The organism is Dickeya sp. NCPPB 3274 (assembly GCF_000406205.1).
In the GTDB taxonomy this organism is placed as follows: domain Bacteria; phylum Pseudomonadota; class Gammaproteobacteria; order Enterobacterales; family Enterobacteriaceae; genus Dickeya; species Dickeya fangzhongdai.
The window spans coordinates 99,808-117,177 of the sequence record NZ_CM001979.1 but is presented as its reverse complement, the minus strand read 5'-3'; the positions used below and the strand labels follow the sequence as shown (position 1 = coordinate 117,177).

At 56.8% G+C, this 17,370-nt stretch carries 15 protein-coding genes; 5 read left to right on the top strand and 10 right to left on the bottom strand.

Annotation, left to right across the window (positions count from 1 at the left end):
- Positions 1 to 41 precede the first annotated feature (41 nt).
- The 3 genes from bcsQ to DXX3274_RS01190 all read right to left on the bottom strand — a co-directional run bounded on the left by bcsQ (position 42) and on the right by DXX3274_RS01190 (position 2,823).
- Entirely contained in the window at positions 42 to 857 is an 816-nt protein-coding gene (gene bcsQ / locus DXX3274_RS01200) for a cellulose biosynthesis protein BcsQ (protein ID WP_038664349.1), read from the bottom strand.
- The gene (bcsO, locus tag DXX3274_RS01195; protein WP_042858149.1) at positions 848 to 1,450 is read right to left on the bottom strand and encodes a cellulose biosynthesis protein BcsO; all 603 of its coding nucleotides are present in this window, start codon (positions 1,448 to 1,450) and stop codon (positions 848 to 850) included. Before bcsO ends, bcsQ begins: the two co-directional genes overlap by 10 nt.
- A 464-nt stretch (positions 1,451 to 1,914) precedes the next feature.
- Positions 1,915 to 2,823: an EamA family transporter gene (locus DXX3274_RS01190; RefSeq protein ID WP_042858148.1), complete on the bottom strand. Its 909-nt coding sequence runs from the start codon at positions 2,821 to 2,823 to the stop codon at positions 1,915 to 1,917.
- Positions 2,824 to 3,022: 199 nt separating this feature from the next.
- Here DXX3274_RS01190 and DXX3274_RS01185 point away from each other — a divergent pair, with 199 nt between their 5' ends.
- From DXX3274_RS01185 to DXX3274_RS01170, 4 genes are all read left to right on the top strand, one after another.
- Positions 3,023 to 3,724, top strand: a complete 702-nt coding sequence (locus DXX3274_RS01185; protein ID WP_042858147.1) for a YafY family protein — start codon at positions 3,023 to 3,025, stop codon at positions 3,722 to 3,724.
- A 122-nt stretch (positions 3,725 to 3,846) separates the two neighbouring features.
- On the top strand, positions 3,847 to 4,218 hold the full coding sequence (locus tag DXX3274_RS01180; RefSeq protein WP_042858146.1) for a VOC family protein: 372 nt from the start codon (positions 3,847 to 3,849) through the stop codon (positions 4,216 to 4,218).
- A gap of 119 nt (positions 4,219 to 4,337) precedes the next feature.
- The gene (locus DXX3274_RS01175) at positions 4,338 to 5,753 is read left to right on the top strand and encodes a PLP-dependent aminotransferase family protein (protein WP_042858145.1); all 1,416 of its coding nucleotides are present in this window, start codon (positions 4,338 to 4,340) and stop codon (positions 5,751 to 5,753) included.
- 54 nt (positions 5,754 to 5,807) lie between these two features.
- On the top strand, positions 5,808 to 6,341 hold the full coding sequence (locus DXX3274_RS01170; protein ID WP_050569780.1) for a DUF3828 domain-containing protein: 534 nt from the start codon (positions 5,808 to 5,810) through the stop codon (positions 6,339 to 6,341).
- A gap of 104 nt (positions 6,342 to 6,445) precedes the next feature.
- Here the strand turns inward: DXX3274_RS01170 and dppF are convergent, their stop codons facing one another.
- The 5 genes from dppF to dppA all read right to left on the bottom strand — a co-directional run bounded on the left by dppF (position 6,446) and on the right by dppA (position 12,193).
- The gene (gene dppF, locus DXX3274_RS01165; protein ID WP_371206893.1) at positions 6,446 to 7,441 is read right to left on the bottom strand and encodes a dipeptide ABC transporter ATP-binding subunit DppF; all 996 of its coding nucleotides are present in this window, start codon (positions 7,439 to 7,441) and stop codon (positions 6,446 to 6,448) included.
- 8 nt (positions 7,442 to 7,449) lie between these two features.
- Positions 7,450 to 8,430 carry a dipeptide ABC transporter ATP-binding protein gene (gene dppD, locus DXX3274_RS01160; RefSeq protein WP_042858142.1) on the bottom strand — a complete coding sequence of 327 codons (981 nt, stop codon included), beginning with the start codon at positions 8,428 to 8,430 and terminating at the stop codon, positions 7,450 to 7,452.
- Positions 8,431 to 8,458: 28 nt separating this feature from the next.
- On the bottom strand, positions 8,459 to 9,361 hold the full coding sequence (dppC, locus tag DXX3274_RS01155) for a dipeptide ABC transporter permease DppC (RefSeq protein WP_038664324.1): 903 nt from the start codon (positions 9,359 to 9,361) through the stop codon (positions 8,459 to 8,461).
- A 12-nt stretch (positions 9,362 to 9,373) separates the two neighbouring features.
- Positions 9,374 to 10,393 carry a dipeptide ABC transporter permease DppB gene (gene dppB / locus DXX3274_RS01150; protein ID WP_038664321.1) on the bottom strand — a complete coding sequence of 340 codons (1,020 nt, stop codon included), beginning with the start codon at positions 10,391 to 10,393 and terminating at the stop codon, positions 9,374 to 9,376.
- Positions 10,394 to 10,585: 192 nt separating this feature from the next.
- Positions 10,586 to 12,193 carry a dipeptide ABC transporter periplasmic-binding protein DppA gene (gene dppA / locus DXX3274_RS01145; RefSeq protein ID WP_042858140.1) on the bottom strand — a complete coding sequence of 536 codons (1,608 nt, stop codon included), beginning with the start codon at positions 12,191 to 12,193 and terminating at the stop codon, positions 10,586 to 10,588.
- A gap of 1,273 nt (positions 12,194 to 13,466) precedes the next feature.
- Here dppA and DXX3274_RS01140 point away from each other — a divergent pair.
- Positions 13,467 to 14,810, top strand: a complete 1,344-nt coding sequence (locus DXX3274_RS01140; protein ID WP_042858139.1) for a 2-hydroxycarboxylate transporter family protein — start codon at positions 13,467 to 13,469, stop codon at positions 14,808 to 14,810.
- A gap of 106 nt (positions 14,811 to 14,916) precedes the next feature.
- Here the strand turns inward: DXX3274_RS01140 and dcuR are convergent, their stop codons facing one another.
- On the bottom strand, positions 14,917 to 15,639 hold the full coding sequence (dcuR, locus tag DXX3274_RS01135; RefSeq protein WP_013315799.1) for a two-component system response regulator DcuR: 723 nt from the start codon (positions 15,637 to 15,639) through the stop codon (positions 14,917 to 14,919).
- 12 nt (positions 15,640 to 15,651) lie between these two features.
- Positions 15,652 to 17,265, bottom strand: coding sequence for a sensor histidine kinase (locus DXX3274_RS01130; RefSeq protein ID WP_042858138.1), 1,614 nt, complete (start codon positions 17,263 to 17,265; stop codon positions 15,652 to 15,654).
- Positions 17,266 to 17,370: the final 105 nt, after the last annotated feature.

Here is a 17,370-nt window from a genome sequence, read left to right as displayed (position 1 = left end):
CAGAGAGTGTCAATTCTGTACGGGTTTAGACTGGCCAGCGCTTAGCTGGCTGGGACAGCCTGATAAGCTGGAAAATCGGCGTGAACTTCTCCGTTGCCAATCCTGATATCCAGCAGAGCCGCAACGCGTTTTCCGATAAGTTCAATATCAAACGCAGCGGCGGAGACCGGGCTGAAATCAAAAATGGAGCGTTGGGAGGCGTTGGCTTCAGCGACACTCTCATCACGGTGTACGCTGCCAATCAGTTTGTCCGGCATACGCTGCTGAACAAACGACGAAACCTGGCTGCTGATAGCACGGCGGTTATCCGTCTGATTCAGCAGCAGGTAGTAACCCTTTTTCCGGTTCAGACGCTGACCGGTCAGCTTGTTGTCTTCGATATACGGCATCAGCGATAACGACGCGGTATCCGCCATCATCACCATCAGATGCAGGTCGGCCAGATCGGTCATGGCTTTCAGCGCCGGACTCGGTCCGGGCGGAAAATCCGCCACGATCACCAACCCCGGGTAGTTCATCACCGTGCTGAGGCCACGCTTGAGAAACAGCGGATCGCTTGCCAGATTATGCTCAAACGCCAGCCGTTGATCTTCGGTGACGTTGCCGTAAGGCAGCACGAAAATATTATCGTCGGTGGTCAGGATGGACTGGCTCCAGTCCGCCGTTTCGTCGGATTTGGCGACATAACCGCGCTCATCGCCGAGCGGTACGCCAAAATGCAGGCGCAACGCATTCTGCACGTCGAAATCAATCGCCAGCACCTTGCTGCCGCCGCGGGCCAGCGCATATGCCAGATTAGCCGCCATGGTGGTTTTGCCGACGCCACCTTTCGGAGAACAAACACAAACTAACGGCATAACGCAATTTTCTCCAGCAAGGGTTTCAACAACATGGTTTTGGATACCGAATGAATTTCATCATGGCGGTGGTGACTGAATAGCTGGCGGAATCGGCCGGCGTCGGATGTAACCTTCGCCTCGCTCACCGGCGATACAAAAGCCAGCGGTTGCGGGCGCGCCGCTTCGGGCGGCGCCGTTTCCATCGCCAGAGCCGCCGGTTGTGGCGCAGGTGCAGGTACTTCCGGTTGCGGCACAGGCGCCGATACCACCTCAGCAGGCGGCAGCGATGCGGCAATGGCGTTAAACAGGGCGTGCTGATTGCCCCCGGAAAGGTCAGGGTTCAAACCAGACGATAGCGTTACGCGACGGGACGACGACGAAGACGGCGTCGGCGCGGACAAGACGTGTTGGCTCACCGGCACAGGCTGCGCGATGCTCACCGGTTGAGCGGCAGATAGCGTGTCGTCACCAGCCTGATTTCGCAACAGCTGTTTCATAATGGGCCAGACTACGGTTTCAGATTGCAATACCTGGCCGGACATGTCCCTGAAATTAATATCTTTTATCTGGGCTTTGTCCTTAAAGCGCTGCATATCATCATAACTTTTCATCTAACTGACATTTCCCTGGAAAAGGGTGACGGCGAATAAGGCGCTGGGCAACAGCGCAAAAAACAATCTTTTCGGATTAGTCTTATACCGATATTTGTGACGAAGGTAAATTACTCCAGAAAAATAAACAAATAATCCGTAAGTAAAACCCTCTCTCTCTAACTGCTTGAAAAAACATAATTCACCCGACTGAAATTTCACTATATAGATAGTTAATCTACGGGTAATCACAGAAGAAATTAATGGATTGGCATCGGATGATAAATAGACCGACGTGAAGATAGCGCAGTGTTCACCTGAAATCCATGATTAAATATTCGCCAAATTGTTAAAATAAATTAAATAATCACGGTAACCCTACTCCTCCATGCTATCGGCCTTTGTTTTTGCCAGTTCCTGCCGCGGTCGGCATTTGCGCCTCGCAACGGGATAAGGCCGGTTTCCCGGCCTTTATCGCCACAAAATTAGGGCTGACGCGCCGGCCGCAACGGCCATAACCGCGCGCCGAACACATTGACCAGCAACCCCAGCATAACCAGCAACGCTCCCAGTAGCTGCCCGGTCGACAGGCTTTCGCCCAGCAACAACGCCGCGCTCAGGATACCGACCACCGGCACCAGCAGCGACAGCGGCGCCACCCGCCAGGTTTCATAACGCGACAGCAGGTTGCCCCAGATGGCGTACCCGATCAGGGTGGAAATAAACGACAGATACATCAACGCCAGCACGGTAGACAAACGAATAGACGTCAGGCTGGCGACTATCGTGTCTCCGCCTTCGAACAGCCAGGAACACAGTAGGAACGGACCAACCGGAATCAGGGCGCTCCAGACCACCAGCGACATGGCGTTCACCGGGTGGCGACGCATGATCTGCTTGTTGCAGATATTGCCACAGGCCCAGGAAGCCGCCGCCGCCAGCGTCAGCAACAGCGTGGTCAACGTCATGCCCGGCAGCGACGCGTTCGCCGTATTGCTCTCGGCCAGCACCACCATGCCCAGCGCCGCTACCAGAATCCCCAGCCATTGATTCCACTGCAACCGTTCGCCCAACCACCATGCGCCCAGCATCAGGGTAAAGAACGCCTGCGACTGGATCACCAGCGACGCCATCCCCACCGGCATCCCCATTTTGATGGCGCAGAACAGGAAGGCGAACTGCCCGAAGCTGATGGTCATGCCATACGCCGCCAGCCAGCGCCACGGCAACGCCGGACGCGGCACCAGCAGGATGGCGGGCAACGCCACCAGCAAAAAACGCAGCCCGGCCAGCAAAAATGGCGGCATATCATGCAGGCCAATTTTCATCACCACAAAATTAACGCCCCACACCACCACCACGCACAACGCCAGCAACTGATCTTTTATTGTCATTTTTTTCCCTGCCTTTAAGAACCACACCTGCTGATTAACCTACTGGTAAATCGGTACTGCCGACAGACACAGTTGCGCGCAATGACAGGTAATACAGAGCGCCGGTGTACAATCACGATATCCGGTTCCATCACGATATCCGGTTACTCACAATATCCGGTTACCATTGCCACATCCGGTTTAAGAGGGAAAATCACGCATGTCCCGCGCCCAACGCCTGCTCACCCTGATCCAATTGCTGAGAAGCCATCGTTTCGCCGTGCCCGGCCCGCAACTGGCGGACAAACTGGGCATCAGCCTGCGCACGCTGTACCGCGATATCGCCACGCTGCAATCCCAGGGCGCGCCGATTACCGGCGAAGCCGGCCTCGGCTACGTGCTGCAACCGGGGTTCACCCTGCCGCCGCTGATGTTTACCGAAGAGGAGATTGAAGCGCTGGTGCTGGGGTCGCGTTGGGTGGCCAGACAAGCAGACCCTCGTTTGCAGGAAGGCGCCAGAAACGCACTGATGAAGATCGCCGCCGTACTGCCCGATACGCTGCGCGACACGCTGGACGGCACCACGCTGCTGGTGGCGCCGATGAATCTGACGGCACGCGATAGCGTTGACCTGCAACCGCTGCGTCAAGCGATCCGCGACGGACGCAAAGTCACGCTGCATTATCAGGACGGGCAGGGCAATACCTCAACCCGCTTGATCTGGCCGTTCGTACTGGGTTATTTCGAACAGGTCCGGGTCCTTGGCGCCTGGTGCGAAACGCGTCAGGCATTCCGTCACTTCCGCACCGACCGCATCCTCGCCTTTGCGGTCGAAGCCGAAACTTACCCGGTGTCGCGACGCCGCCTGTTCAAACAATGGCGAGAGCAGCAAGGCATCCGATTGCCCAAAGAAGGCTACTGACAAAAACTGTCAGCGGGGCGAGATAAGGTACGAATACGGCACACCGCCGGACTTTCGAACCCAGGCGGCGTCCCGCGTTTATACGCGGCACCGCCTGTTTACCCCCTTTATCGGAGTGCATCATGACAGACGCCCATTACGTACTTTTCTACGTCGATAACCCGGCCCACAGCGCCCGTTTTTACGGTCAACTGCTGGAGCTGGCGCCGGTAGAACAATCCCCCACCTTTGCGATGTTTGCGCTGAAAGCCGACCTGGTGCTGGGGCTGTGGTCAAAACACACCGTAGAGCCCGCCGTTGCCCAGCCGGGCTTTTCCAGCGAGCTGGCTTTCCGTCTGCCGGACCCGGCGGCGGTCGATGCCTGCTACGCCCGCTGGACCGCACAGGACGTGACCGTCATCCAGATACCGACCACCGTAGACTTTGGCTACACCTTTACGGTGCTGGATCCGGACGGCCATCGTCTGCGCGTTTTTGCCTATCCCAACGCCTGAGGATAGCCAGCCGGCCCGTTGGCCTGCGGGCTGGCTGGTTTAGCGATACGGCAGGATTGCCTGTCGCCTACGCTTCAACGTAACCTGTCGGCATCACTGCTGAATTCAGGGACTTCCCGATGTCAGACACCCCCCGTTACCGCCAGATTGCCGATCACTTCATTCGGGCCATCCAGAGCGGCACACTGCCTGCCCATCACCGGCTCCCGTCGGTGCGGGCGCTGGCGCAGCAGCATGGTACCAGCGCCACCACGGCGATGAAGGTGCTGCGCACGCTGGAAGATGAGCATTTCGCCCTCGCCCGACCCAAATCCGGCTTTTTTGTCGCCGACACGCGCCGCAGCAACGTCATGACGGCGGTTCCGCAGCCGGTCGCACTGCCGGTGCTCGACGAACAAACCGAATTGCACCTGTCGCTGGTCGGTACCGAATGCCGGGTACGGCTCGATCTGGCTAACGGCGATAACGCGCTCTATCCGCTGAAAAAGATGGGACGGCTAATCCGTCAGGCCAGCTATACCAATCCGATGATGCTGGGCAACGACGTCAAGGGCAGCGGTTATTTGCCGCTAAAAGAAGAGATCGCCCGTCGGTCGTTGGATTACGGCTGCCACCTGCATCCCGACGATATTCTGATCACCAACGGCTGTATCGAAGCGCTGTCGCTGTCGTTGCGGGCGGTGACCCGTAGCGGCGACGCGGTGGCGGTACAGTCGCCCTGCTATTTCGTGCTGCTGCAGATGTTGCGCAATCTGGGATTACGGGTGGTGGAAGTCGGGCAGGACGCCAGCGGACATATGGATGTGGACCAACTGGAGTCGCTGTTCAGCCAGCGTCAGGTGAGCGCGTTTATCTCACTGACCAACATCAACAATCCGCTCGGCACCAGCTTGCCGGATACCTACAAGCGCCGTATCGCCGACGCGGCGGATCGGTACGGCATCGCGCTGATTGAAGACGATACCTTTGCCGATACCGCTTTCGGCGAACAGCGGCCGTTTCCGTTACGCGCATTCAGCCCCAATGTGCTGCTTTGCAACGGCTTTTCCAAGACGGTCGGCCCCGGCATCCGCATCGGCTGGGTCAGCAGCGCTCACTGGCAGCGCAAACTCGCCGCCCTCAAATTCACTTCGACGATGGGCACCTCGCTGACGCCGCAGGTAGCGCTGGCCGAATTGCTGCGCAACGGCGGTTACGACGCTCATCTGCGCAAACTACGCCGCGAACTGGCGCGCCAGGTTGCCCGGCTGCGTCAGGCGGTGCTGCATTACTTCCCGGCAGGCACCCAGGTCTCGCAACCGGAAGGCGGCTATGCCATCTGGGTCACGCTGCCGCCGGGCTGTTGCTCGTCGCGCGATCTGTTTTCCCGCGCCCGGCGGCAGGGCATCGGCATCGCGCCGGGGCACATTTTCGCCACCGACCAGCGCTACGACCACTGTCTGCGGCTCAACGCCGGTTTCGGCTGGAACGAAGAGGTACACGAGGCTATCCGGCTGCTGGCGGGTTGGGTGCGGGAGAGCAAGTCAGAGGCGTAATGCGGCAAAGGTTGCTATCATTCAGCCATTCAAAACTGTTATAAGGATATAAAAATGAACAAGTTACTTCCTCTGGCACTGTTGTTCTCCGCTGCGGCCTATGCAGTCGGCACCCCAGCACCCAAACATGCTGATGCAGATACGCTTAAAGCCGAGCTGACGGCTCCCAGCGCCGCCCCCGCCGCTGAAGAGGAAGAAGAGGAATACGTGGATACCGATGCCGCGGCAAAACAGGCGATTGCCTTTTATCAGTGGTATCTCGGGCAAATTATCCAGGACAAGCACCCTATTCAGGATAATGACCCGGCACTGGAGAAGTATGTCGCCCGCGACACCGTCAAGGCGCTGCGTACCTCAAAGGTTTCCATGGATGTGGATTTCTTTCTCCGGGTACAGGATTTTAACGATGAAGACTGGCGGCAGAATATCAGTATCGAAAGTACCGATGCCGACCCTGTCTGCGCCAACCTGTATATGGTGTTGGGCAAAAAAAGCCCGAAACGCCTCGTCAACTGCTATGTGCAGGAAAACGGCGTCTGGAAACTGCGCTCGGTGACGGATCTGGACGAAATGTTTACCAAAAAATAAGTTATGCCGGGTAAGGCCGCTCAGCCGATTCTGCGTATAAAAAACGGCCCCGGTTTTAATCGGGGCCGTTTTTGTTTCACTACCGATGTTACTTACCACAGACGTCAGCTTACCTGGCTGTCCTCTTGCTCCACCGCAAAGCAGGCGACCAGTTGATCGCCGTGCGGCTTCAGCTGCGGCTGCAACTGGGTGCAGGTGCCGAAACGATGCTGACAGCGGGCATTGAAGGCGCAGCCCGGCGGCGGACTGAGCGGGCTTGGCAGCTCGCCGGTCAGCTTGATGCGTTCGCGGCGGGCGTCCGGGTTCAGACGCGGCGTGGCGGACAACAGCGCCTGGGTGTACGGGTGACGCGGGTTGCTGAAAATGGCGTCTTTGCTGCCTTTCTCCACACAGCGGCCCAGATACATCACCATCACTTCATCGGCGATGTGCTCCACCACCGACAGGTCGTGAGAGATGAAGACGTAAGACAGCCCCAAATCCTGCTGCAAATCCATCATCAGGTTCAGCACCTGCGCGCGTACCGATACGTCCAGCGCGGACACCGGTTCGTCGGCGATCACCACGTCCGGGTCGAGCATCAGCCCGCGGGCGATGGCGATACGCTGGCGCTGGCCGCCGGAAAACATGTGCGGATAGCGGTCGTAGTGCTCGGTTTTCAGGCCCACCTTCGCCATCATCGCCAGCGCTTTCTCGCGGCGTTCCGCCTTGCTGAGATCGGTGTTGATCACCAGCGGCTCTTCCAGGATCTGGCCTACCTTCTTGCGCGGGTTGAGCGACGCGTACGGGTTCTGGAACACAATCTGAATTTTCTGCCGGCGCAGCTTCTGCGCCGCCGGGTCCGGCTTGAGCAGGTCCTGCCCCTGATAATACAGCTCGCCGTGCGACGGGGTTTCAATCATGGTCAGCAGGCGGCCCAGCGTGGACTTGCCGCAACCGGACTCGCCTACCACCGCCAGCGTCTTGCCGCGCTCCAGCGTGAAGGATACGCCATCCAGCGCCTTTACCAGCCGCTCCGGCGCGAACAACCCTTTTTTCACCGGGTAGTGTTTTTTCAAATCGATCGCCTGCAGCAGGTACGGCTGCCCGGCGGCATTCATGGTCTGGCTCATACGGTTGGCCTCCCCGCATCATCCAGCGGTGTATGACATTTCACCTGACGACCGGGGATGTCCCGCATCTCAGGCTCTTCCTGACGGCAACGATCGCCGGCGTACGGGCAGCGCGGATTGAGCAAACAGCCGTTCGGCCGGTCGTATTTTCCCGGCACCACGCCCGGCAGCGACGCCAGGCGGGACTTGTCCACCGCGAATTCCGGCAGCGCGCGCAGCAGCGCCTGGGTATAGGGGTGGCGCGGGGCGCGGAAAATGTCCGCCGCCTTACCGGATTCCACCACCTGCCCGGCGTACATTACGATGATGTGGTGCGCCGCTTCCGCCACCAACGCCAGATCGTGGGTAATCAGGATCAGCGCCATGTTCTCTTTCTGCTGCAACTCCAGCAGCAGTTCGATGATCTGCGCCTGAATGGTCACATCCAGCGCCGTCGTCGGTTCGTCAGCGATCAGCAACTTCGGCCGACAGGCAATCGCCATCGCGATCATCACGCGCTGGCTCATCCCGCCCGACAGCTGGTGCGGATACACATCCAGCCGCGATTCCGGGTCGGGAATACCCACCTGATTCAACAGGTCGATCGCCCGCTGACGGCGAGTTTTACGGTTACCGCCCTGATGCACCTTGATGGCCTCCATAATCTGGAAACCCACGGTGTAGCAAGGGTTGAGGCTGGTCATCGGGTCCTGGAAGATCATCGCCACTTCCGCCCCCACCAGTTGACGCCGTTCCTTGTCGGACAGCGTCTGCAAATCGCGCTGGTTGAACTCCAGCCGGTCGGCCATCACCTTGCCGGGGAAATCAATCAACCCCATGATCGCCAGCGAACTGACCGATTTGCCGGAGCCGGACTCGCCGACGATGCCGACCACCTGCCCTTGCTCCACCTGATAGCTGATGCGGTCTACCGCGCGAAACGGCAGCCCCTCGTCGCCAAAGTGCACCGACAGTTTTTCTACGTTGAGTAACGCCATCTCTTTACCTCTATCACTGCTTGCTCTGTCACTGCTTGAGTTTGGGGTCGAGAGCATCACGCAGGCCGTCCCCCATCAGGTTAAATGCCAATACCGTCAGCAGAATCGCCAGACCGGGGAACGTCACCACCCACCAGGCGCTCTGCGCAAACTGCAGCACGTCGGAGAGCATGGTGCCCCATTCCGGTGTGGGCGGCTGTGCGCCCATGCCGAGGAACCCAAGCGCGGCCATGTCGAGAATGGCGTTGGAAAAGCCCATTGATGCCTGCACGATCAACGGCGCCAGGCAGTTAGGGAAAATGTTGACGAACATCTGGCGCAGCGGACCGGCGCCCGCCACGCGCGAAGCGGTGACGTAGTCGCGGTTGACTTCCACCAGCACCGCGGCGCGGGTCAGGCGCACATAGTGCGGCAGCGACACGAAGGTCAGCGCCAGCGACGCATTGACGATGGACGGCCCGAAAATCGCCACCAGCACCAACGCCAGCAGTAGGCTCGGCAGCGCCAGCATGATATCCACCAGACGCATAATGGCGGCATCGACCGCGCCGCCGAAGTAACCGGCGACCAGACCAAAGACGACGCCGAGGAGCAGCGACATCACCACCACCAGACAGCCCACCAGCAGCGACAGGCGCGCGCCGTACATCAGGCGCGACAGAACGTCGCGGCCGACATCGTCAGTACCGAAGAGGTACTGCCAGCTGCCGCCCTCCTGCCATACCGGCGGTTTAAGCAGCGCGTCGCGGAACTGCTCGGCCGGCGAATGCGGCGCCAGCACGCTGGCGCCAATCGCCACCACCAGCATCAGAATGATGTAGACCAGGCCGACCACGGCCCCTTTGTTACGTTTGAAATAGTGCCAGAACTCCTGCAGCGGGGTCATCGGCTTCGGCGCAGTCGTCGCTGCGGATTCGGTAACGTGAGTCATCTCCGCTTCCCCTTATTTCTTATGCCGGATACGCGGGTTCACCACGCCGTAGAGCACATCCACCAGCAGGTTCACCAGAATAATCATGGTGGCGACCAGCAATACCCCGCTCTGCACCACCGGATAGTCGCGGCGCTGCAGCGCATCGATCAGCCAGCGGCCCAGCCCCGGCCAGGAGAAGATGGTTTCGGTAAGGATCGCCCCGGCCAGCATGGTGCCCACCTGCAAGCCGATCACCGTCACCACCGGCAGCATCGCGTTGCGCAATGCATGCACCACAATCACCCGCAGGCGGCCCAGCCCCTTGGCGCGAGCGGTACGGATATAGTCCTCGCCCAGCACTTCCAGCATCGCCGAGCGCGTCATACGTACAATCACCGCCAGCGGAATGGTGCCGAGCACAATAGCCGGCAGCACCATGTGCATCACGGCATCTTTGAAGTCGCCTTCCGCGCCCCAGATTAAGGTGTCGATCAGCATAAAGCCGGTCAGCGGCAGGGAATCATCCAGAAACACGGTGTCGCCCACCCGGCCGGATACCGGCGTCAGGTTCAACTGCACCGATACCAGCATGATCAGCATCATGCCCCACCAGAAAATCGGCATGGAGTAGCCGGTCAGCGCGATGCTGACAGCGGTATGATCGAACACGGAACCGCGCTTGACCGCCGCCAGCACCCCGACCGGAATACCGACGATCACCGCGAAAATCATCGCGCAGACGCCCAGTTCCAGCGTGGCTTTGAATCGCGGCACGAATTCGTCCCAGACCGGTATGCGGCTCTTCAGGGACATGCCCAGATCGCCGTGCAACACACCGTTGATGTAGTGGAGGTATTGCTCCCAAAGAGGCTTGTCCAGCCCCAGTTCCGCCATCAGCTGCGCGTGGCGCTCCGGAGAAATACCGCGCTCTCCTGCCATGATCATCACCGGGTCGCCGGGGATCAGGTGCACGAAAGCGAAAGTCAGTAGGGTAATACCGATAAACGTTGGGATAACCAGCCCCAAACGACGGAGTATGAACTGCAACATATCCCGAACTCTCTGTGCTTCTCTTATTAGAGATAAAGGGCCCGATGGCGCTCACCATCGAGCCTGACATTGCTCACTGCGTTAAAACGGGCGTTGAAGCGCCCCCTGCCGTTCCCCTACAGAAACACTCTCCTCTAGAAACAACAGGGGCGACAGCGCTGCCATCGCCCATAAATGTGACGTGATAGATAATTAATCTACTGATACGTGATTGAAGCTGTGCACGCCGCGCGGCTCGATGACGTAGCCTTTCACGTTTTTACGGATCGGTTCATACACGGTGGAGTGCGCCACAATCAGCGCCGGAGCCTGATCGTGCATCACAACCTGCGCCTGCTTGTACAGTTCGATACGTTTAGCCTGATCGGACACCGCGCGAGCCGGCTGGATCAGGTCTTCAAACGGCTTGTAGCACCATTTGGAGTAGTTGGAGCCTTTTTTCGCCGCATCGCAGCTGAACAGGGTGGCCAGGAAGTTATCCGGATCCCCGTTGTCGCCGGTCCAGCCCATCAGCACGGTCTGGTGTTCGCCGGCTTTGGCGCGTTTGAGGTACTCGCCCCACTCGTAGGTAACGATCTTGGCTTTCACGCCCACTTTCGCCCAGTCAGCCTGAATCATCTCCGCCATGCGGCGGGCATTCGGGTTGTACGGACGCTGTACCGGCATCGCCCACAGGTCGATTTCAAAACCGTTTTCCAGACCCGCTTCTTTCAGCAGCGCCTTGGCTTTGGCCGGATCGTAAGCGTAATCTTTAATGTCGTCGTTATAGCCCCACATGGTCGGCGGAATCAGGTTCTTCGCGGCCTGACCGGCGCCCTGATAAACCGCTTCGATGATCGCCTGCTTGTTCACCGCGTAAGTCAGCGCCTGACGCACTTTCACGTTATCCAGCGGTTTCTTCTCGACGTTGAACGACAGGTAGCCCACGTTCAGGCCCGGCTTTTGCAGCAGCTCAATGTTCTTGTCCTGCTTCATGCTGGCCAAATCCGCCGGGTTCGGGTACGGCATCACCTGACATTCGTCTTTCTGCAGCTTGGCGTAACGCACGGATGCATCCGGCGTAATGGAGAAGACCAGACGGTCGATGCCCGGCTTGGTGCCCCAGAAGCTGTCAAAACGTTTGTAGAGGATGCGGGAATCTTTCTGGTACTGCTGCAACTGGAACGGACCGGTACCGATCGGATCCAGGTCGATTTTCTCCGGCGTACCGGCTTTCAGCATTTTGTCGCCGTACTCGGCGGACATGATGGAAGCAAAGTCCATCGCCAGGTCGGCCAGGAACGGCGCTTCGGCGCGGGTCAGCTGGAAACGGACGGTATAGTCGTCCACTTTCTCGATTTTGCTGATCAGGTCCGGCATACCCATGCCTTCAAAGTATTCGTAGCTGCCGCCGGAAACTTTGTGGAACGGGTGGTTGGCGTCGATCTGACGCTGGAAAGAGAACAGCACGTCGTCAGCGTTGAAGGTACGGCTCGGTTTGAACTCTTTGTTATCCTGCCACTTCACGTCTTTGCGCAGGTGGAAAGTATAGGTTTTGCCGTCGGCGCTGATATCCCATTTTTCGGCCAGACCCGGTTCAATTTCCGTGGTGCCGTTTTTGAACTCAACCAGACGGTTGTAGATAGGAATGGAGCTGGCGTCAAAAGTGGTGCCGGACGTGAACAGCTGCGGGTTAAAACCTTCCGGAGAACCTTCTGAGCAATACACCAGGGTTTTTGCCTGTACACCGGCGGCAACGGACAGCGCCAGCAAACCAAGGCTGAATTTCAGCACCCTTGATTTCATCAGGGATTTAGCCATTACATGAACTCCATTGTGGATGTTGTGTGTCAGTCAGACCTGTTGTTGTCATCGCGATTGTTGTCATCGTGACTGTTGTCATTGCAACATGGCTATCGCGATTGGGATTATCGCGACGGTTTTTATCGCGGTGGTCTGTACTTTTCTCTGTTTCAGCCCGAGGAACGCGTCCGGAGACTGATGCAATAGTAAACAGGGAGAGACAACAGTGCGGGACAAGCAGGAAAACCCCCGCCAGCCCTGTCGGATCAACCATAATGATGCCAGGTACTCTGCCGCCCTCCTCCTTGTGACGCCCACAATGTGTCAACAGATCACAATCGCGTCAATATAACCTGTTAGGATTTACAAACAGAAACCACAGAATCATCAGGGTATAAAGTTAGCTTAAAGTGCCACTTTATTGGTGATAAAGCCCGCAAAATAACAAAAAGACAACAGGTAGCACCATAAAAACAGCGTCATACAATAATTATCACCATGTAAGAACTCATAGGAAAATCCTCTCGAATGGTGAATTACCGCACAATAAAGCGTGTTAAAAAGGTTAAAATCAGGTGAAAATACTGACAAAACCCTGACATGGATGATGTATTCCTATCATCGCTGATGTTCTTTCTCTAACTATTTGCGCACTATAAAAAAACTTTATACCACCGCGGCAAAAGCACCGAGCGTGCAGTATGGCGGTCGGTCCGGCCGTCACATCGCGTCCGCTGGTTTCTTCCCTGCCTGTCACAGTATGGCAGAAAATAGCGGTTCTGCCGGATAGCAAAGACCTTGCCGGTATATCCTTCAACTTCAAGTTGCCGGTGCGTTGCGTTGTTCAGCACGCAACGCGAATTATTTGGGGTATATAAACCCAGCCTCAATCACATTCTCCTTGAATTTTATTTATATAACTTTTTAAATTTTATTTTTTATTTATCCCTGCCGTGTTATTTTTATATAGCTAAAAACACCCCACCTATCTAAATAACCCCACCACAATATCCACAAATTAATTTTAATTACAAAACTACGAATTAAGTTATTTAAAGACGAATTGCTGTGAGGTTCACAATTCCTTCACGTTTGTAGTGAATGGCTATTATTTTTAACATTTACCCATGCTAGATTACCTAAAGAACATGCTGCAATAAAAATAACATCGCCTTTTTCTTTTGATGGTGTGTCGCATGGCTACTGTGCTTTGCGCTCATAACACAATTTCCACGTCTTGCAGAGCAAGCTGCTTATCTCTGTCCTATGCCGCTACAGCAGGGTGAATATAATGAAAAACATTGAAACTGAAATCATGAGCGATAACACGCTCGCCACCGCCGCACCATCAAGCTTACTGGAAAGCTTAAATAAAACTCGCATTGGCTCTGTGCCTTTTATTCTTTTTCTGGTCATTGCCGCCGTTGTATTTATTGCGGCCTATGCCAGTTATTTACCTAAAAACATGATCGGCGGATTCGCCGTTATTATGACCATGGGATTCCTGCTGGCGTATATCGGCCAGCGTATTCCGGTGCTGAAAGAAATCGGCGGTCCGGCGATTCTCTGCCTGATGGTGCCGTCCATTCTGGTGTATTTCCATCTGTTCAACGCCAACACGCTGGATACCGTCAAGCTGTTGATGAAAGACGCCAACTTCCTCTACTTCGTCATCGCCAGTCTGGTGGTGGGCAGCATTCTCGGCATGAACCGCGTTATCCTGATTCAGGGCATGATCCGCATGTTCATTCCGCTGGTGATAGGCACCGCCACCGCGGTGGTGACCGGCCTGCTGGTGGGTAAACTGTTTGGCTACAGCTTCTATCACACCTTCTTCTTCATCATCGTGCCGATCATCGGCGGCGGCATCGGCGAAGGCATCCTGCCGCTGTCGCTGGCCTATTCCGCCATCCTCGGCCAGGCGCCGGACGTGTACGTCGCCCAGTTGGCGCCTGCCGCCGTTGTCGGCAACATTTTCGCCATCATCTGCGCCGGCGTGCTGGCCCGCATCGGCGTATGGCGCAGCGACCTGAACGGTAACGGCAATCTGGTGCGCAACGAAGCCGATAACGCACTGTTTGCGGTGAAAGACGCGCCGAAAACGGTGGATTTCCATCTGATGGGTGGCGGCCTGCTGCTGATCTGCACCTTCTTCATCGTCGGCGGCTTGTTTGAGAAAGTGCTGCATATCCCCGGCCCGGTGCTGATGATTCTGATCGCGGTGCTGTGCAAGTACGGCCGTGTTATTCCGTCCAGCATGGAAACCGGCGCCAACAGCTTCTACAAATTCGTTTCCAGTTCGCTGGTGTGGCCGTTGATGATCGGTCTGGGCATGCTGTACGTGCCGCTGGAAAGCGTGGTGGCGGTGTTCTCCGTCGGCTACGTGGTGGTGTGCGGTTCCGTGGTGCTTTCGATGGCGCTGATCAGCTTCTTCATCGCGCCGTACCTGAAGATGTACCCGGTTGAAGCCTCCATCGTGACCAGTTGCCACAGCGGTCTGGGCGGCACCGGCGACGTGGCGATTCTGTCCGCGTCCAACCGCATGTCGCTGATGCCGTTCGCGCAAATCGCCACCCGTATCGGCGGCGCCTCCACCGTGATCGCCGCCACTCTGCTGCTCGGCTGGTTGGTGTAATCCGTCGACCGGTTTATACACAAAAAGGCCACGGATACCGTGGCCTTTTTCGTTTTATTCGCCTGATAAAACAGCCACGCTGAACGTGGCCTTTTTCGTTTCGGCGCTATTCGCAGTACTGTCGCAGCGCGTCCTGCTTTTCCGGCAGTAGCCGGTAAAGGTAGACTGGACGACCGGTGGAACCGTACAGAATGTTGGTGTCGAGAATGCCGGTATCCGCCAGATAGATCAGGTACTTACGACAGGACACGCGGGAAATTCCGATGGCATTGGCCAGCATCTCGGTGGAAAACTCCGCGCCCTGATTGCCCTCGACCCATTCGCAGACGGTGCGCAGCGTCAGGCTGGTCAGCCCTTTCGGCAGTTTCTTGCGCTCCACCGTCGGGGTGCCGCTGGTGCGGCGAATCAGGTTATCGATGTCCGACTGCGCCACAAACTCGCGGTGTTTGAGCAGGTTGGCCTCTTCCCGGTAGGCGGTCAGCGCCTGTTCGAAGCGGGCGAACTGGAACGGCTTGATCAGATAATCCACCACGCCGTAATGCAGCGCTTTCTTGATGGTATACACGTCGCTGGCCGACGAAATGATGATCACGTCCGTGTGTTCGCTGAATTCACGAATCGTGGGCAGCAAATCCAGACCGTTATCCTGCTGCATGTAGATATCCAGCAGCACCAAATCGATCTCGCAGTCCGGTTGCATCAGCAGATTTCGCGCCTGCTGCAGCGTCGGTACCGTCGCGTAGCAGCTAAACCCGGAAATCTGATTCAGATAACACTTATTCAACTCCGCCACCATGGCGTCGTCATCGACGATCAGTACATTTATCATGGTCAAACTGCCTTAATCATGGTCAAACTGCCTTGCTTGATACGGGATATTCACAAAAAACTGGGTGTAAACGTCCGGTTCGGATTCAAAATCGATGGTACCGCCGATTTTTTCCAGACTCTGCCGGGTGAGGTACAGGCCGATGCCGCGTCCGGAGCCTTTGGTGGAAAATCCTTCCTGGTAAATGCGCTGCTGAATATCCGGCGCAATGCCCGGCCCGTCGTCGCTCACCGTACAGTGTAACTGCCCATCCTGATGATGGAAGGTCACGGTGATCTCGCGGTTTTCCAGACCGGATAAGGCATCCATCGCGTTTTCGATCAGGTTGCCCAGCACGGTGATCAGCTCATTGGTGGCCTGGGAGTCGTCGGTATCCGGCAACAGACTGTCTTCGCTGATGGACAGCGTAACACCCAAATCCCGTGCCCGATTGATTTTACCCAACAGGAACCCGGCAATCACCGGAGATTTTACTTTTCGGATAATCGAGCCGATTTCCGCCTGATAATTATTGGCGGTTTTTAAAATATATTCTTCCAGCTGCGGGTAATATTTCAAATGCAGCATGCCGAGAATCACATGCAGCTTGTTCATGAATTCGTGCGACTGGGCGCGCAGGGCGTCGGCGTAATACGACATCCCGGTCAGGCGCTGCAGCAGTTGGCTGACTTCCGTTTTATCGCGGAAGGTGGCGATGGCGCCGATAATATCGCCCTTCACCACCACCGGCACGGTGTTGATCAGCAACAGATTGCCGTTGAAATTGATTTCCTCATCCTGCCGCGGCGCACCGGTTTCCAGCACCTTTTCCAGATTCATCAGCGCCGGCCACCGGCTGATGGTGCTGCCGATCGCCAGCGTTTCGCCAGACCCATGCTGGCTGAACAACCGCTTGGCTTCGTCGTTGATGATGGTGACGCGCAGGTCGGTATCCACCGCGATCACCCCTTCTTTGATTTGCTTGAGCATCGCGTTGCGTTGCTCGAACAGATTGGAAATTTCGAACGGTTCAAAACCCAGCATGATGCGTTTGAGGGTTTTCACCAGAAAATAGGTGCCGAGCAGGCCGACCAGCGCGCCGAACAGGATGGTCCAGGGAATGATCCAGCGGTTTTCGTTAATCACCGACTGCACGCTGGACAGCGAAATCCCCACCGCCACCACCCCGAGTTGCCGGTTATTCTCGTCAAATACCGGCGTGAATACACGCAGCGCCGGATCCAGCACCCCGCGGTTCACCGCGGTATTCTCCAGCCCCAGCAGCGCCGGGTAGAGGTCATCGCCGATAAAATGGCGGCCAATCTGCCCCGGTTCAGGATGGGAATGGCGAATACCGTCCATGTCGGTAACGATGACGAACAGCAGGTGATTGCGGCTTTTCACGTCCTCGGAAAAACGCTGAACCAGCATCGGATTGCCGATGCCTTTCAGGTCGTCCACCACGATCGGCGAATTAGCGACGGTGCGGGCAATGGCGAAGGCTTTGTCCTTGAGGTGAGTTTCGGTCAGTTCGGTGATGCGGAAAAACAGCAGCGCGTAAACCACCAGCAGCACCGAGCCGATCACCGCCGACACCATCAGAATGATCGACGTGCCTAGTTTTAGCGGTGTCTTTTTCTTACTCATCTCTCGCTCCGGAATTCGCATCATCGATCCCGCTATATTAACCTGTTCGCGCTATTTCTGCGCCATTTCCGCACCCAGAGAACAAAACCGCCGCCCATATCCGGC

Bases quoted from the DNA above. Each gene is read 5' to 3' on its own strand.
- dppF (WP_371206893.1), bottom strand. From the start codon at position 7,441: ATGAATGCCGCCGGGCAGCCGTACCTGCTGCAGGCGATCGATTTGAAA.
- DXX3274_RS01130 (WP_042858138.1), bottom strand. From the start codon at position 17,265: ATGAGTAAGAAAAAGACACCGCTAAAACTAGGCACGTCGATCATTCTG.
- DXX3274_RS01175 (WP_042858145.1), top strand. From the start codon at position 4,338: ATGTCAGACACCCCCCGTTACCGCCAGATTGCCGATCACTTCATTCGG.
- dppB (WP_038664321.1), bottom strand. From the start codon at position 10,393: ATGTTGCAGTTCATACTCCGTCGTTTGGGGCTGGTTATCCCAACGTTT.
- bcsQ (WP_038664349.1), bottom strand. From the start codon at position 857: ATGCCGTTAGTTTGTGTTTGTTCTCCGAAAGGTGGCGTCGGCAAAACC.
- dppA (WP_042858140.1), bottom strand. From the start codon at position 12,193: ATGGCTAAATCCCTGATGAAATCAAGGGTGCTGAAATTCAGCCTTGGT.
- DXX3274_RS01185 (WP_042858147.1), top strand. From the start codon at position 3,023: ATGTCCCGCGCCCAACGCCTGCTCACCCTGATCCAATTGCTGAGAAGC.
- DXX3274_RS01180 (WP_042858146.1), top strand. From the start codon at position 3,847: ATGACAGACGCCCATTACGTACTTTTCTACGTCGATAACCCGGCCCAC.
- DXX3274_RS01140 (WP_042858139.1), top strand. From the start codon at position 13,467: ATGAAAAACATTGAAACTGAAATCATGAGCGATAACACGCTCGCCACC.
- bcsO (WP_042858149.1), bottom strand. From the start codon at position 1,450: ATGAAAAGTTATGATGATATGCAGCGCTTTAAGGACAAAGCCCAGATA.
- dppD (WP_042858142.1), bottom strand. From the start codon at position 8,430: ATGGCGTTACTCAACGTAGAAAAACTGTCGGTGCACTTTGGCGACGAG.
- DXX3274_RS01190 (WP_042858148.1), bottom strand. From the start codon at position 2,823: ATGACAATAAAAGATCAGTTGCTGGCGTTGTGCGTGGTGGTGGTGTGG.
- dcuR (WP_013315799.1), bottom strand. From the start codon at position 15,639: ATGATAAATGTACTGATCGTCGATGACGACGCCATGGTGGCGGAGTTG.
- DXX3274_RS01170 (WP_050569780.1), top strand. From the start codon at position 5,808: ATGAACAAGTTACTTCCTCTGGCACTGTTGTTCTCCGCTGCGGCCTAT.
- dppC (WP_038664324.1), bottom strand. From the start codon at position 9,361: ATGACTCACGTTACCGAATCCGCAGCGACGACTGCGCCGAAGCCGATG.